At 64.7% G+C, this 14654-nt stretch carries 9 protein-coding genes, 3 rRNA genes and 1 pseudogene; 9 read left to right on the top strand and 4 right to left on the bottom strand.

The features are described from left to right. Positions 1 to 8 precede the first annotated feature (8 nt). On the top strand, positions 9 to 248 hold the full coding sequence (locus OG866_RS34150) for a chaplin family protein (RefSeq protein WP_059197194.1): 240 nt from the start codon (positions 9 to 11) through the stop codon (positions 246 to 248). A 228-nt stretch (positions 249 to 476) separates the two neighbouring features. Here OG866_RS34150 and OG866_RS34155 read toward each other — a convergent pair whose 3' ends face one another. Further along, positions 477 to 1265 carry a hypothetical protein gene (locus OG866_RS34155; protein ID WP_329340768.1) on the bottom strand — a complete coding sequence of 263 codons (789 nt, stop codon included), beginning with the start codon at positions 1263 to 1265 and terminating at the stop codon, positions 477 to 479. 142 nt (positions 1266 to 1407) lie between these two features. Here OG866_RS34155 and OG866_RS34160 point away from each other — a divergent pair. From OG866_RS34160 to OG866_RS34170, 3 genes and pseudogenes are all read left to right on the top strand, one after another. Continuing rightward, positions 1408 to 1938, top strand: a pseudogene (locus OG866_RS34160) (ABC transporter ATP-binding protein); the annotation flags it as partial. Positions 1939 to 2254: 316 nt separating this feature from the next. Then, positions 2255 to 2686 carry an NfeD family protein gene (locus tag OG866_RS34165; protein WP_329340772.1) on the top strand — a complete coding sequence of 144 codons (432 nt, stop codon included), beginning with the start codon at positions 2255 to 2257 and terminating at the stop codon, positions 2684 to 2686. Between the two features lie 132 nt (positions 2687 to 2818). Beyond that, a complete protein-coding gene (locus OG866_RS34170; protein ID WP_329340773.1) occupies positions 2819 to 3769 on the top strand; it encodes an SPFH domain-containing protein in 951 nt (316 codons plus the stop codon). A gap of 70 nt (positions 3770 to 3839) precedes the next feature. On the opposite strand, the gene OG866_RS34175 is transcribed toward OG866_RS34170, so the two are convergent. The 3 genes from OG866_RS34175 to OG866_RS34185 all read right to left on the bottom strand — a co-directional run bounded on the left by OG866_RS34175 (position 3840) and on the right by OG866_RS34185 (position 5866). Beyond that, positions 3840 to 4346 (bottom strand): HNH endonuclease, encoded by a 507-nt coding sequence (locus tag OG866_RS34175; RefSeq protein ID WP_329340775.1) that lies wholly within the window; start codon positions 4344 to 4346, stop codon positions 3840 to 3842. A gap of 154 nt (positions 4347 to 4500) precedes the next feature. Next, complete coding sequence (locus tag OG866_RS34180) at positions 4501 to 5040, bottom strand: YbhB/YbcL family Raf kinase inhibitor-like protein (RefSeq protein WP_329340776.1); 540 nt, start codon at positions 5038 to 5040, stop codon at positions 4501 to 4503. 43 nt (positions 5041 to 5083) lie between these two features. After that, on the bottom strand, positions 5084 to 5866 hold the full coding sequence (locus OG866_RS34185) for a sporulation protein (RefSeq protein ID WP_329340777.1): 783 nt from the start codon (positions 5864 to 5866) through the stop codon (positions 5084 to 5086). A 165-nt stretch (positions 5867 to 6031) separates the two neighbouring features. Here OG866_RS34185 and OG866_RS34190 point away from each other — a divergent pair, with 165 nt between their 5' ends. The 5 genes from OG866_RS34190 (at position 6032) to OG866_RS34210 (ending at position 14622) form a co-directional block, all read left to right on the top strand. Then, a complete protein-coding gene (locus OG866_RS34190) occupies positions 6032 to 6673 on the top strand; it encodes a DNA-3-methyladenine glycosylase (protein ID WP_329340779.1) in 642 nt (213 codons plus the stop codon). Positions 6674 to 7227: 554 nt separating this feature from the next. Further along, a 16S ribosomal RNA gene (locus OG866_RS34195) occupies positions 7228 to 8753 on the top strand. 299 nt (positions 8754 to 9052) lie between these two features. Beyond that, positions 9053 to 12172: ribosomal RNA gene (locus tag OG866_RS34200) — 23S ribosomal RNA — on the top strand. Positions 12173 to 12285: 113 nt separating this feature from the next. Continuing rightward, positions 12286 to 12402 (top strand): 5S ribosomal RNA (gene rrf, locus OG866_RS34205). The 16S, 23S and 5S rRNA genes sit together here, the layout of an rRNA operon. A gap of 1407 nt (positions 12403 to 13809) precedes the next feature. Next, complete coding sequence (locus tag OG866_RS34210; RefSeq protein WP_329344422.1) at positions 13810 to 14622, top strand: tetratricopeptide repeat protein; 813 nt, start codon at positions 13810 to 13812, stop codon at positions 14620 to 14622. The last annotated feature ends 32 nt before the right edge of the window (positions 14623 to 14654 follow it).

The raw sequence follows: 14654 nt of genomic DNA on the forward strand, positions 1-14654 counted from the left end.
CGCTTCTCATGAACATCGCCAAGAAGGCTGCCGTGGCCCTCACCGTCGCCGGTATCGCCACGGGTGCCGCCGCCGGTGCCGCTGTCGCCGACGCGGGTGCCGACGGCGCGGCCGTGAAGTCGCCGGGCGTCGGCTCGGGCAACCTGGTCCAGGTCCCCGTCCACGTCCCCGTCAACGTCGTCGGCAACACGGTCAACGGCATCGCCGGCCTGAACCCGGCCTTCGGCAACTCCGGCGCGAACGACTGACATCGGGTCTGAGCCGGTGGGGCCTCTCAAGTCCAGGGCGACTTGAGGGGCCCTTGGTCTGTGTGGAGGAGGGGGGTGGGTTGTGGGTCGTTCGGCTGCCGGCCGGTGGGGGCTGGTCGCGCAGTTCCCCGCGCCCCTCAGGTGGGTCCGGCCGGCGTCAGCCACCATGTCGCCGTACCTGGCTGCGGGCAGTGGCGCCCTGCCAACGCGGGCAAGTGAGATCCCCGCTCAGCGCACCCCCCGCTCCCGCTCCTCCACATACGCGTTGTACGCCGCGACCTGCGCCCGGCGAGCGGTCCGCTCCACCGGACGAAGCGCCTCCGCCCGCGCCCCCATCTCCCCGGCCGTCACCGCACCCCCATGCCCGTTCGCATACGCCACGGAGATCAACAACCCCACCCGCTGCGCCAGCTCCAGCACCCGCACCGCCCGCGGCGGATACCCCGGCGCCAACACCTCCCGCCCCCGCTCGGCCCGCGCCCGGTACGCGTCGATCGCCGCCTCCGCCACCGGCCCCGACCCGGCCACATCCAGCCGCGTCAACACCTCGGTCGCCTCCCGCAGGGCCTCCGCCAGCTCCCGCTCGGCCTCGCCGAGAGAGGGCACATCGGCGGGCGGTGCCTCCCGCACGGGCAGCACATGCCACACCACCTCGACATGCACATCACCCTCGGGCCCGGCCTCGTACACCTCCGGCACCAGACCGAGCGCGGCCCCGTGACAGATCACCGCCTCCTCCGCCTCCAACGCCCGCGCGTTGAACTCCGGCGGCCCGCTCAGCCCCAGCGGATGCCCCGGCGCCGGCAGCGCCACCCGCAGTCCGGTCACCCCGAGCACCCGCAACCGCCCCAGCGCGAGCGTCAGCCCGACCGGACCCGACTCACCCGGCAAGCCCTCCACCCGATGGACCGCGTCGTCCCCGACAGCGGCGAGCACGGCGTCGTCAGGCGACACAAGTCCGGCCAAAAGGGCGTTTCCCCAAGCGGCGAGGCGTCCAGCGCGTGATTCCGAAAGCATGCCTCCACCCTAAGGACCGGACCGATGGAATGGACCGCCCGACCGGTGGCGTAGATTTCCTTGAAGGCTGCGCCCGAAAATGCGCGCACGCGACAGCCGAGACGCCGAGACCGGTCACACTGCAAGGGGAGACAACGCGCTCATGAGCGATGTTCTGGAGCTTCAGGACGTATCCGTGGTCCGTGAGGGCCGGGCTCTGGTGGACCAGGTCTCCTGGTCGGTCAAGGAGGGCGAGCGCTGGGTCATCCTCGGCCCCAACGGCGCCGGCAAGACCACCCTCCTGAACGTCGCGTCCAGCTACCTCTACCCCAGCCAGGGCACCGCCACCATCCTCGGCGAGACCCTCGGCAAGCCCGGCACCGACGTCTTCGAACTGCGCCCCCGCATCGGCGTGGCCGGCATCGCCATGGCCGACAAGCTCCCCAAGCGCCAGACCGTCCTGCAAACCGTGCTGACCGCCGCGTACGGCATGACGGCCGGCTGGCAGGAGGAGTACGACGAGATCGACGAGCAGCGCGCCCGCGCCTTCCTCGACCGCCTCGGCATGAGCGACTACCTGGACCGCAAGTTCGGCACCCTCTCCGAGGGCGAGCGCAAGCGCACCCTCATCGCCCGCGCCCTGATGACCGACCCCGAGCTCCTCCTCCTCGACGAGCCCGCCGCCGGCCTCGACCTCGGCGGCCGCGAGGACCTCGTACGCCGACTCGGCCGGCTCGCCCGCGACCCGATCGCCCCCTCGATGCTGATGGTCACCCACCACGTCGAGGAGATCGCCCCCGGCTTCACCCACGTCCTGATGATCCGTCAGGGCAAGGTCCTGGCCGCGGGTCCGCTGGAGCTCGAACTCACCTCCCGCAACCTCTCGCTCTGCTTCGGCCTTCCGCTCGTCGTCGAGCAGGTCGGCGAGCGCTGGACGGCGCAGGGCCTGCCGATGGCCTGACGCGCCTCGCGCCCTGTCCGCGCAGGACCCGCGGTCCTACCATGACCATGTGAACGACATCGACGCATGGGTGTGGTGGCTCATCGGCGCGGCCGCACTCGGAATCCCCCTCGTGGTGACGGCGATGCCGGAGTTCGGCATGCTCGCGGTGGGCGCCGTCGCCGGCGCGATCCTCGCGGGCCTCGGCTTCGGCGTCGTCGTGCAGGTACTCGCCTTCGTCATCGTCTCGGTCGCCCTCATCGGCGTCGTACGGCCCATCGCCGCCCGGCACAGCGCACAACGGCCCCAACTGGTCTCCGGGGTCGAGGCGTTGAAGGGGAAACAAGCCGTCGTACTGGAACGCGTCGACGGCTCCGGCGGCCGGATCAAGCTCGCCGGAGAGGTCTGGTCGGCCCGCGCTCTCGACGCGGGCAGCGCCTACGAAGTAGGACAAGAAGTGGACGTCGTGGAGATCGAGGGAGCGACCGCGATCGTCATCTGACCTCGTACGACTCAACTGAACCGAACAGCCCCCGAGTTGCTCGACGGTCTGACAGACTCGACCAGCAAGATCTTCAACAACCATAAGATCTTCCGAAAGCACCGAGGCGGAGAAGGGTACGGGGAAGCGACGATGGAACCGGTCATCATCGTTTTGATCATCCTGGTGGTGTTGGTCTTCATCGCCCTGATCAAGACCATCCAAGTCATCCCACAGGCCAGCGCCGCCATCGTCGAGCGCTTCGGCCGTTACACGCGGACACTCAACGCGGGCCTCAACATCGTCGTCCCGTTCATCGACACCATCCGCAACCGCATCGACCTGCGGGAACAGGTCGTCCCGTTCCCGCCCCAGCCCGTGATCACCCAGGACAACCTGGTCGTGAACATCGACACGGTCATCTACTACCAGGTGACGGACGCGCGGGCCGCCACCTACGAAGTCGCCAGCTACATCCAGGCAATTGAACAGCTGACGGTCACCACCCTCCGCAACATCATCGGTGGCATGGACCTGGAGCGGACCCTGACCTCCCGCGAGGAGATCAACGCGGCCCTGCGCGGCGTCCTCGACGAGGCGACGGGCAAGTGGGGCATCCGCGTAAACCGCGTCGAGCTCAAGGCAATTGAGCCGCCCACCTCCATCCAGGACTCGATGGAGAAGCAGATGCGCGCCGACCGTGACAAGCGCGCCGCGATCCTCACGGCGGAAGGCACGCGCCAGGCGGCCATCCTCACCGCCGAGGGCGAGAAGCAGTCCCAGATCCTGCGCGCCGAGGGTGAGGCCAAGGCCGCGGCCCTGCGCGCGGAAGGCGAGGCCCAGGCCGTCCGTACGGTCTTCGAGGCGATCCACGCGGGCGACCCCGACCAGAAGCTGCTGAGCTACCAGTACCTCCAGATGCTCCCCAAGATCGCCGAAGGCGACGCCAACAAGCTCTGGATCGTCCCCAGCGAGATCGGCGACGCCCTCAAGGGCCTGTCCGGCGCCATGGGCAACTTCGGCTCCCTGGGCGGAGGTTCGGGAGGCGGCGGCTCAACGGGCAACGGCGGAGCGGAACGCAGGGAAAAGCCGCCGATCGACTGAGACCGGTGAAACGACGACGGGGCTCGCCTTCCTGAGGAAGGCGAGCCCCAAGTCTTTGTGGGCAACGGCGTTACGCGGCGTCCAGAGCCAACCACTCAGGCAGCGCCTGGAAGTCGTCGGCCCCCAGCGACAGCAGCATCGCATCGGCCGGCGTCGGCTCGAACGGCTGCCTGAGCAACGGCATCCCCGCCTGCTCCGGAGTCCGGGCGGCCTTACGGTGATTGTCCTCCGCGCACGAGGCCACCGTGTTCAGCCACGAGTCCTGGCCACCCTGCGCCCGCGGCACCACGTGGTCCACCGTCGTCGCCCTGCGCCCGCAGTACGCGCACCGGTGCCGGTCCCTGATCAGCACACCCCGCCTCGACCAGGGAGCTTGTCTTCGGAACGGCACCCTCACGTACCTGCACAGCCGGATCACCCGGGGCGCCGGTATGTCGACCGCGGCTCCGCGCATCCGCAGCTCGGGATGGGACTGCTCGACCACGGCCTTGTCCTGTAGCACCAGAACGACGGCTCGGTTCAATGTCACGGTCGACAGCGGCTCGAAGCTCGCGTTCAGTACCAGCGTGTCCCGCATCCAGCCCACCTCCTCAGTGCACCGGCCCACCGCCGTGGCGGGCTGGGATCAACTCTGGCCGGGCACGCCGAGATGGACAACGAAATAAAAGTGCCCGCCCCTGATCACTTCCAAGACCAGGGACGGGCAAACGTTCCATGAACGCTCGGATCGTTCAGCTCTGTTCGGGGTTCTCGTACTCACCGATCAGCTGAGCGCGGGCGATCGCGTGGAACCGCAGATTGAAGCCCACGACGGCGGGAGAGGCGTCGGCATCCGGGCCGAGCTTCTCCTGGTCCACCGCGTACACCGTGAAGACGTAGCGGTGCGGCCCGTCGCCGGGCGGCGGCGCGGCCCCACCGAACTCCTTGCCGCCGTAGTCGTTGCGCGCCTGTACGGCACCCTCCGGCAGCCCCTCGAACTTCCCGCTGCCCGCGCCCACCGGCAGCTCGGTCACCGAGACGGGGATGTCGAACACGACCCAGTGCCAGAACCCGCTGCCCGTAGGGGCGTCGGGGTCGTAACAGGTCACGGCGAAGCTCTTGGTCCCGTCCGGGAAGCCCTCCCACCGCAGCTGCGGTGAGGTGTTGCCGGCCGCGTAGACCTGAGCGTCCTTGAGCGTCGCCCCTTCCTCGATGTCCTCGCTCGTCACCGTGAACGACGGGACGGGCGGGTGGAAGTCATGGGGGAGAGGCCGCCGCTTGAGCTCGGTCACCTCGGTACCTCCTGATCGATTGCCGGAATCAGCAGTTCCGAGCCTAGAACCAGTTGCGCTTGCTGCCGACCTCGGACAGCCACTGGTTGAGGTACGCCGCCCAGTCGGTGCCCTGGTAGTCGTTGAGCCCCATCTGGAAGGAACGGAAGGTGTCGCTGCCCTCGCTGAACAGCCCCGGCTTCTTGTCCATCTCCAGGACGACGTCCATGGCGCTCTGATCGGCCACGAAGCTCAGCTCGACCTGGTTCAGCCCCCGGTACTGCTGCGGCGGGAAGAACTCGATCTCCTGGTAGAACGGCAGCTTCTGCCGCGTACCGCGGATGTGACCGCGCTCCATGTCCGCGTTCTTGAAGCGGAAGCCCAGCTGGATGAAGGCGTCCAGGAGAGCCTTCTGCGCCGGCAGCGGGTGCACGTTGATCGGGTCCAGGTCACCGGAGTCCACGGCACGCGCGATCGCCAGCTCGGTCGTCACACCGATGTTCATTCCACGCAGCGCCTGACCGTCGATCATCGTGATCGGCGTCTCCCACGGGATCTCGAGCCCGAACGGCACCGCGTGCACCGCACCGGCCTGCAGCTCGAAGGCACCACCGAGCCGCACCTTGGTGAACTCGATGTTCTGCTTGTACTCCTCGTCGCCGCTCTCGACCTCGACCTTGGCCTGAAGACCGACCGACAGCCCCTCGATCTCCTGGTTGACGGACCCGCCCTGGATCCGCACCTCACCCTGGACGACACCACCCGGCACGACGTTGACCTCGGTCAGCACCGTCTCGACCGAAGCACCGCCGGCACCCAGGCTCGCGAGCAGCTTCTTGAACGCCATGACTCTCCCTCTTACGTCGTCCTGCTGTATGTGCGGGTAACGCGTGGACCCTTGATCCATACAAACGCCATCCGGCCGTGGCCGGTTCCGCGCCCTCACCCTTGCAAGGCGAACGCCCCCTGACCACCCCGTCGCGACCACCCGTCTGCACTACCCTCGGACGGCATGATCGCGACCCCCGACCGTACGCCCCTCCCACGCGAGTTCTTCGACCGCCCCGTACTGGAGGTCGCCCCCGACCTCCTGGGCCGCATCCTCGTACGCACCACCCCGGACGGTCCGATCGCCCTCCGCCTCACGGAGGTCGAGGCGTACGACGGCCAGAGCGACCCGGGCTCCCACGCCTATCGCGGCCGCACGGCCCGCAACGGCGTGATGTTCGGTCCGCCCGGGCATGTGTACGTCTACTTCACTTACGGCATGTGGTTCTGCATGAACCTGGTGTGCGGCCCGGACGGCCGGGCGAGCGCGGTCCTGCTCCGCGCCGGCGAGGTCATTGAAGGGGCGGAGCTCGCGCGTAAACGTCGACTCTCGGCCCGAAATGACAAGGAACTGGCCAAAGGGCCCGCCCGTCTGGCCACGGCCCTCGGCGTGGACCGGTCCCTCGACGGCACGGACGCGTGCACCTCCGCCGAGACACCCCTGAGGGTCCTGACCGGCACCCCGGTCCCCTCCCACCAGGTACGCAACGGTCCCCGCACGGGAGTCTCGGGTGAGGGGGGCGTCCACCCCTGGCGCTTCTGGATCGCCAACGACCCCACGGTGAGCCCTTATCGGGCGCATACGCCGAGGCGTCGTTCAAGTTGACGCGCCGTTGTGCGGTGCGTAATGTAGCCCGAGCCGCTTGAACCGGGTACGGCGATCGCCAGCAGCCGGAAGTGGCCAAACCACTACCTACGACATCCTCCGAGCGAGGGTGAATTCGGCGTGCGCGCATGCTCGAATTCGAACTCGTGGAACTTGATTATGAGTTAGCGAGAGGATCGGCTAACGTAGTGAATGTCGAAAGGCCGACAGGCGAAAGCCAGAAGCCTTCGGCAAATCCCGCCGACAGGGAATCGGACGCCGAAAGGGTCTGATAGAGTCGGAAACGCAAGACCGAAGGGAAAAAGCCCGGAGGAAAGCCTGAGAGAGTCTCTCGGGTGAGTACAAAGGAAGCGTCCGTTCCTTGAGAACTCAACAGCGTGCCAAAAATCAACGCCAGATTTAGTTGATACCCCGTCTCCGACCGGTTTCGGTTGGGGCGAGGTTCCTTTGAAGAAACATACAGCGAGGACGCTGTGAACCATCGGATTATTCCTCCGGTGGTTCCGCTCTCGTGTATGCGCACCGGCTGTATTGATTTACTGGCCGAGTAAACATTCACGGAGAGTTTGATCCTGGCTCAGGACGAACGCTGGCGGCGTGCTTAACACATGCAAGTCGAACGATGAACCACTTCGGTGGGGATTAGTGGCGAACGGGTGAGTAACACGTGGGCAATCTGCCCTTCACTCTGGGACAAGCCCTGGAAACGGGGTCTAATACCGGATACCACTACCGCAGGCATCTGTGGTGGTTGAAAGCTCCGGCGGTGAAGGATGAGCCCGCGGCCTATCAGCTTGTTGGTGAGGTAATGGCTCACCAAGGCGACGACGGGTAGCCGGCCTGAGAGGGCGACCGGCCACACTGGGACTGAGACACGGCCCAGACTCCTACGGGAGGCAGCAGTGGGGAATATTGCACAATGGGCGAAAGCCTGATGCAGCGACGCCGCGTGAGGGATGACGGCCTTCGGGTTGTAAACCTCTTTCAGCAGGGAAGAAGCGAAAGTGACGGTACCTGCAGAAGAAGCGCCGGCTAACTACGTGCCAGCAGCCGCGGTAATACGTAGGGCGCAAGCGTTGTCCGGAATTATTGGGCGTAAAGAGCTCGTAGGCGGCTTGTCACGTCGGGTGTGAAAGCCCGGGGCTTAACCCCGGGTCTGCATTCGATACGGGCTAGCTAGAGTGTGGTAGGGGAGATCGGAATTCCTGGTGTAGCGGTGAAATGCGCAGATATCAGGAGGAACACCGGTGGCGAAGGCGGATCTCTGGGCCATTACTGACGCTGAGGAGCGAAAGCGTGGGGAGCGAACAGGATTAGATACCCTGGTAGTCCACGCCGTAAACGGTGGGAACTAGGTGTTGGCGACATTCCACGTCGTCGGTGCCGCAGCTAACGCATTAAGTTCCCCGCCTGGGGAGTACGGCCGCAAGGCTAAAACTCAAAGGAATTGACGGGGGCCCGCACAAGCAGCGGAGCATGTGGCTTAATTCGACGCAACGCGAAGAACCTTACCAAGGCTTGACATACACCGGAAAGCATTAGAGATAGTGCCCCCCTTGTGGTCGGTGTACAGGTGGTGCATGGCTGTCGTCAGCTCGTGTCGTGAGATGTTGGGTTAAGTCCCGCAACGAGCGCAACCCTTGTCCTGTGTTGCCAGCATGCCCTTCGGGGTGATGGGGACTCACAGGAGACCGCCGGGGTCAACTCGGAGGAAGGTGGGGACGACGTCAAGTCATCATGCCCCTTATGTCTTGGGCTGCACACGTGCTACAATGGCAGGTACAATGAGCTGCGAAACCGTGAGGTGGAGCGAATCTCAAAAAGCCTGTCTCAGTTCGGATTGGGGTCTGCAACTCGACCCCATGAAGTCGGAGTTGCTAGTAATCGCAGATCAGCATTGCTGCGGTGAATACGTTCCCGGGCCTTGTACACACCGCCCGTCACGTCACGAAAGTCGGTAACACCCGAAGCCGGTGGCCCAACCCCTTGTGGGAGGGAGCTGTCGAAGGTGGGACCAGCGATTGGGACGAAGTCGTAACAAGGTAGCCGTACCGGAAGGTGCGGCTGGATCACCTCCTTTCTAAGGAGCACTTCTTACCGGGCTTGCCCGGTCAGAGGCCAGTACATCGGCGAATGTCCGATGCTGGTTGCTCATGGGTGGAACGTTGATTATTCGGCACTTTCAGTCATCTCGGGCTGCCAGTACTGCTCTTCGGAGCGTGGAAAGCTGATCATGAGTGGCGAGGGTGTCGGGCACGCTGTTGGGTGTCTGAGGGAATGAACCCCCTCGATGCCGGCCCCAGTGAACTCCAGCTTTGGTTGGGGGTGATGGGTGGCTGGTCGTTGTTTGAGAACTGCACAGTGGACGCGAGCATCTGTGGCCAAGTTTTTAAGGGCGCACGGTGGATGCCTTGGCACCAGGAACCGATGAAGGACGTGGGAGGCCACGATAGTCCCCGGGGAGTCGTCAACCAGGCTTTGATCCGGGGGTTTCCGAATGGGGAAACCCGGCAGTCGTCATGGGCTGTCACCCATACCTGAACACATAGGGTATGTGGAGGGAACGCGGGGAAGTGAAACATCTCAGTACCCGCAGGAAGAGAAAACAACCGTGATTCCGGGAGTAGTGGCGAGCGAAACCGGATGAGGCCAAACCGTATGCGTGTGAGACCCGGCAGGGGTTGCGTATACGGGGTTGTGGGATCTCTCTTTCACAGTCTGCCGGCTGTGAGACGAGTCAGAAACCGTTGATGTAGGCGAAGGACATGCGAAAGGTCCGGCGTAGAGGGTAAGACCCCCGTAGTCGAAACATCAGCGGCTCGTTTGAGAGACACCCAAGTAGCACGGGGCCCGAGAAATCCCGTGTGAATCTGGCGGGACCACCCGCTAAGCCTAAATATTCCCTGGTGACCGATAGCGGATAGTACCGTGAGGGAATGGTGAAAAGTACCGCGGGAGCGGAGTGAAATAGTACCTGAAACCGTGTGCCTACAAGCCGTGGGAGCGTCGGATATGTGCTTGCACATATCTCGTGACTGCGTGCCTTTTGAAGAATGAGCCTGCGAGTTTGCGGTGTGTTGCGAGGTTAACCCGTGTGGGGAAGCCGTAGCGAAAGCGAGTCCGAATAGGGCGGTATAGTAGCGCGCTCAAGACCCGAAGCGGAGTGATCTAGCCATGGGCAGGTTGAAGCGGAGGTAAGACTTCGTGGAGGACCGAACCCACCAGGGTTGAAAACCTGGGGGATGACCTGTGGTTAGGGGTGAAAGGCCAATCAAACTCCGTGATAGCTGGTTCTCCCCGAAATGCATTTAGGTGCAGCGTCGTGTGTTTCTTGCCGGAGGTAGAGCACTGGATAGGCGATGGGCCCTACCGGGTTACTGACCTTAGCCAAACTCCGAATGCCGGTAAGTGAGAGCGCGGCAGTGAGACTGTGGGGGATAAGCTCCATGGTCGAGAGGGAAACAGCCCAGAGCATCGACTAAGGCCCCTAAGCGTACGCTAAGTGGGAAAGGATGTGGAGTCGCACAGACAACCAGGAGGTTGGCTTAGAAGCAGCCACCCTTGAAAGAGTGCGTAATAGCTCACTGGTCTAGTGATTCCGCGCCGACAATGTAGCGGGGCTCAAGCGTACCGCCGAAGTCGTGTCATTCATACAATAGGGCCAACGCCTGTATGGATGGGTAGGGGAGCGTCGTGTGCCGGGTGAAGCCGCAGCGGAAGCTAGTGGTGGACGGTTCACGAGTGAGAATGCAGGCATGAGTAGCGATACACACGTGAGAAACGTGTGCGCCGATTGACTAAGGGTTCCTGGGTCAAGCTGATCTGCCCAGGGTAAGTCGGGACCTAAGGCGAGGCCGACAGGCGTAGTCGATGGATAACCGGTTGATATTCCGGTACCCGCTGTGAAGCGTCAAACATCGAACCCATTAATGCTAAGGCCGTGAAGCCGTTCCGGACCCTTCGGGGAAAGGAAAGTGGTGGAGCCGCCGAACCAAGGTGGTAGTAGGTGAGTGATGGGGTGACGCAGGAAGGTAGTCCATCCCGGGCGGTGGTTGTCCCGGGGTAAGGGTGTAGGCCGAGTGGTAGGCAAATCCGCCGCTCATTAAGGCTGAGACCTGATGCCGAGCCGATTGTGGTGAAGTGGATGATCCTATGCTGTCGAGAAAAGCCTCTAGCGAGTTTCATGGCGGCCCGTACCCTAAACCGACTCAGGTGGTCAGGTAGAGAATACCGAGGCGTTCGGGTGAACTATGGTTAAGGAACTCGGCAAAATGCCCCCGTAACTTCGGGAGAAGGGGGCCATCACTGGTGAGGAGACTTGCTCTCCGAGCTGGGGGTGGCCGCAGAGACCAGCGAGAAGCGACTGTTTACTAAAAACACAGGTCCGTGCGAAGCCGTAAGGCGATGTATACGGACTGACGCCTGCCCGGTGCTGGAACGTTAAGGGGACCGGTTAGTGCGCTTTCGGGCGTGCGAAGCTGAGAACTTAAGCGCCAGTAAACGGCGGTGGTAACTATAACCATCCTAAGGTAGCGAAATTCCTTGTCGGGTAAGTTCCGACCTGCACGAATGGCGTAACGACTTCTCGACTGTCTCAACCATAGGCCCGGTGAAATTGCACTACGAGTAAAGATGCTCGTTTCGCGCAGCAGGACGGAAAGACCCCGGGACCTTTACTACAGTTTGATATTGGTGTTCGGTTCGGCTTGTGTAGGATAGCTGGGAGACTTTGAAGCGGCCACGCCAGTGGTTGTGGAGTCGTCGTTGAAATACCAGTCTGGTCGTGCTGGATGTCTAACCTGGGTCCGTGATCCGGATCAGGGACAGTGTCTGATGGGTAGTTTAACTGGGGCGGTTGCCTCCTAAAGAGTAACGGAGGCGCCCAAAGGTTCCCTCAGCCTGGTTGGCAATCAGGTGTTGAGTGTAAGTGCACAAGGGAGCTTGACTGTGAGACCGACGGGTCGAGCAGGGACGAAAGTCGGGACTAGTGATCCGGCGGTGGCTTGTGGAAGCGCCGTCGCTCAACGGATAAAAGGTACCCCGGGGATAACAGGCTGATCTTCCCCAAGAGTCCATATCGACGGGATGGTTTGGCACCTCGATGTCGGCTCGTCGCATCCTGGGGCTGGAGTCGGTCCCAAGGGTTGGGCTGTTCGCCCATTAAAGCGGTACGCGAGCTGGGTTTAGAACGTCGTGAGACAGTTCGGTCCCTATCCGCTGCGCGCGCAGGAATATTGAGAAGGGCTGTCCCTAGTACGAGAGGACCGGGACGGACGAACCTCTGGTGTGCCAGTTGTTCTGCCAAGGGCATGGCTGGTTGGCTACGTTCGGGAGGGATAACCGCTGAAAGCATCTAAGCGGGAAGCCTGCTTCGAGATGAGTATTCCCACCCACTTGATGGGGTAAGGCTCCCAGTAGACGACTGGGTTGATAGGCCGGATCTGGAAGCCCAGTAATGGGTGGAGGTGACCGGTACTAATAGGCCGAGGGCTTGTCCTCAGTTGCTCGCGTCCACTGTGTTAGTTCTGAGGCAACGACCGTTGCCGGTTTTTTGAGCAGAACGCATCACTTATAACTACAGAGTGTGCTTGTTCGCTCGAAACCATTAGGGTTTCGGTGGTCATAGCGTGAGGGAAACGCCCGGTTACATTTCGAACCCGGAAGCTAAGCCTTACAGCGCCGATGGTACTGCAGGGGGGACCCTGTGGGAGAGTAGGACGCCGCCGAACAATCTTTGGAAGGACCCCTGGTCCCAGCGTTCAGCTGGGACCAGGGGTCCTTTTGTTTTTACAATGCTTGCAGTACCGAGACAGGAGTCACCCATGTCCACCAACTCTCCCGACGACCGACCGGAGCGCGACCAGCGGCGACGGGACAGTGGTGACCGCGGCGATCGCGGGGACCGTGGCGGATACCGCAGCGGTGACCGTGGCGACCGCGGTGGCTTCCGTCGCGACGACAACCGCGGCAATGACCGCAGCAACGACCGCAGCAACGACCGCGGCGGCGACCGTGGCGGCTACGGTCGCCGCGATGACAACCGCGGCGGTGGCTACGGCCGGCGCGACGACCGTCGAGGCGATGACCGCGGGGACCGCGGTGGCTTCCGGCGTGACGACAGCCGGAGTGACAACCGGGGCGACAACCGGGGCGGCGGTGGCTACGGCCGGCGCGACGACCGTCGTGATGACCGGCGTGGAGACGACCGCGGGCCGCGTCCGGCGTTCCGGCGTGACGACCGTCCCAGCGGCCCGCGTCGGGACGACCGTGACCGCGGCTTCCGCCGGGACGGCGACCGTGACCGCCCCGCCTTCCGCCGGGACGACCGCGACCGTGGCGAGCGCCGTGACGACGACCGGGGACCCCGTCCGGCGTTCCGGCGTGACGAAAGCCGGGGCGACAGCCGGACTGACAACAGGGGCGGTGGCTACGGCCGCCGCGACGACCGGGGCGGCGACCGTGGCGGCTTCCGCCGCGATGACAACCGCAGTGACCGGGGCGACCGGAGTGACAGCCGTGGCGGCTCCTACGTGCGGCGCGACGACAACCGTGGCGGTGGCTACGAGCGGCGCGACGACCGGGGCGGCGACCGGGGCGGCTTCCGCCGTGACGACCGGGACCGTGACCGCGGATTCCGCGGCGGTGACCGTGGCGACCGTGGTGGCTTCCGTCGTGACGACAACCGGGGCAACGACCGCGGCAACGACCGCGGCGGTTTCCGACGCGACGACCGTCGGGACGACCGACGCGATGACCGGCGTACTGACGACCGCGGGGACCGTGGTGGCTTCCGTGGCCGGGATGACAACCGCAGCGACCGGGGCGACCGGGGCGACAGCCGTGGCGGCTCCTACGTGCGGCGCGACGACAACCGTGGCGGCTCCTATGAGCGTCGTGACGACCGTCGCGACGACCGGGGTGGCGAGCGCGGGGCCGAGCGCGGTGGCTTCCGTGGCCGGGATGACCGTGGTGGCCCCCGTGGGCCCCGCCGCGACGACCGTGGTGGACGCCCCGGTGGGTTCCGTGGGCGGGACGACCGGGGTGACAGCCGTGGCGGCTACGGCCGTGACGACCGGCGTGGTGGCTATGGCCGTGACGACCGGGACCGCGACAGGGACCGTGAGCCGATCAAGCGGCTGCCGATCCCGGAGGATGTCACGGGCGACGAGATCGACGGCGACGTACGTCAGGAGCTGCTGAGCCTGCCGAAGACGCTCGCGGAAGACGTCGCCAAGAACCTGGTGATGGTCGCGCGGCTCATCGACGAGGACCCCGAGCGCGCGTACGCGTACTCCAAGATCGCTCTGCGGCTTGCGTCGCGCGTCGCCGCCGTACGTGAGGCGGCCGGATTCGCGGCGTACGCCAACCAGAAGTACTCCGAGGCGTTGGCCGAGTTCCGGGCCGCGCGGCGGATGACCGGCAGCGCGGAGCTGTGGCCCGTCATGGCCGACTGTGAGCGTGGGCTCGGGCGGCCGGAGAAGGCGCTGGACATGGCCGGGGCGCCCGAGGTGAACAAGCTGGACAAGGCCGGGCAGGTCGAGATGCGGCTCGTCGCGGCCGGGGCCCGGCGTGACATGGGGCAGCTGGACGCGGCCATCGTGACGTTGCAGAGCCCCGAACTGGCCGCAAGCTCGGTGCAGCCGTGGACCGCGCGCCTGCGGTACGCCTACGCCGACGCGCTGCTCGCCGCTGGGCGTGAGGGCGAGGCGCGGGAGTGGTTCGCCAAGGCCGTGGAGTCCGACAAGGACGGCAGCACGGACGCATCGGACCGGCTCGCCGAGTTGGACGGTGTCGAGTTCGTCGACGCCATCGACGAGAACGAGCACGAGCACGAGAGCGAGAACGAGGGCGGCAGCGAGGTCCGCAGTGGCGGTGACGTCGAGGTCGTCGAGGTCGTCGAGGTTGAGGACGACGAAGACGTCCCCTCGGAGGACGACGACAAGGACTGACGTCCATGAGTGAAAGGGCGGGACCCGGCACC

The organism is Streptomyces sp. NBC_00663 (genome assembly GCF_036226885.1).
In the GTDB taxonomy this organism is placed as follows: domain Bacteria; phylum Actinomycetota; class Actinomycetes; order Streptomycetales; family Streptomycetaceae; genus Streptomyces.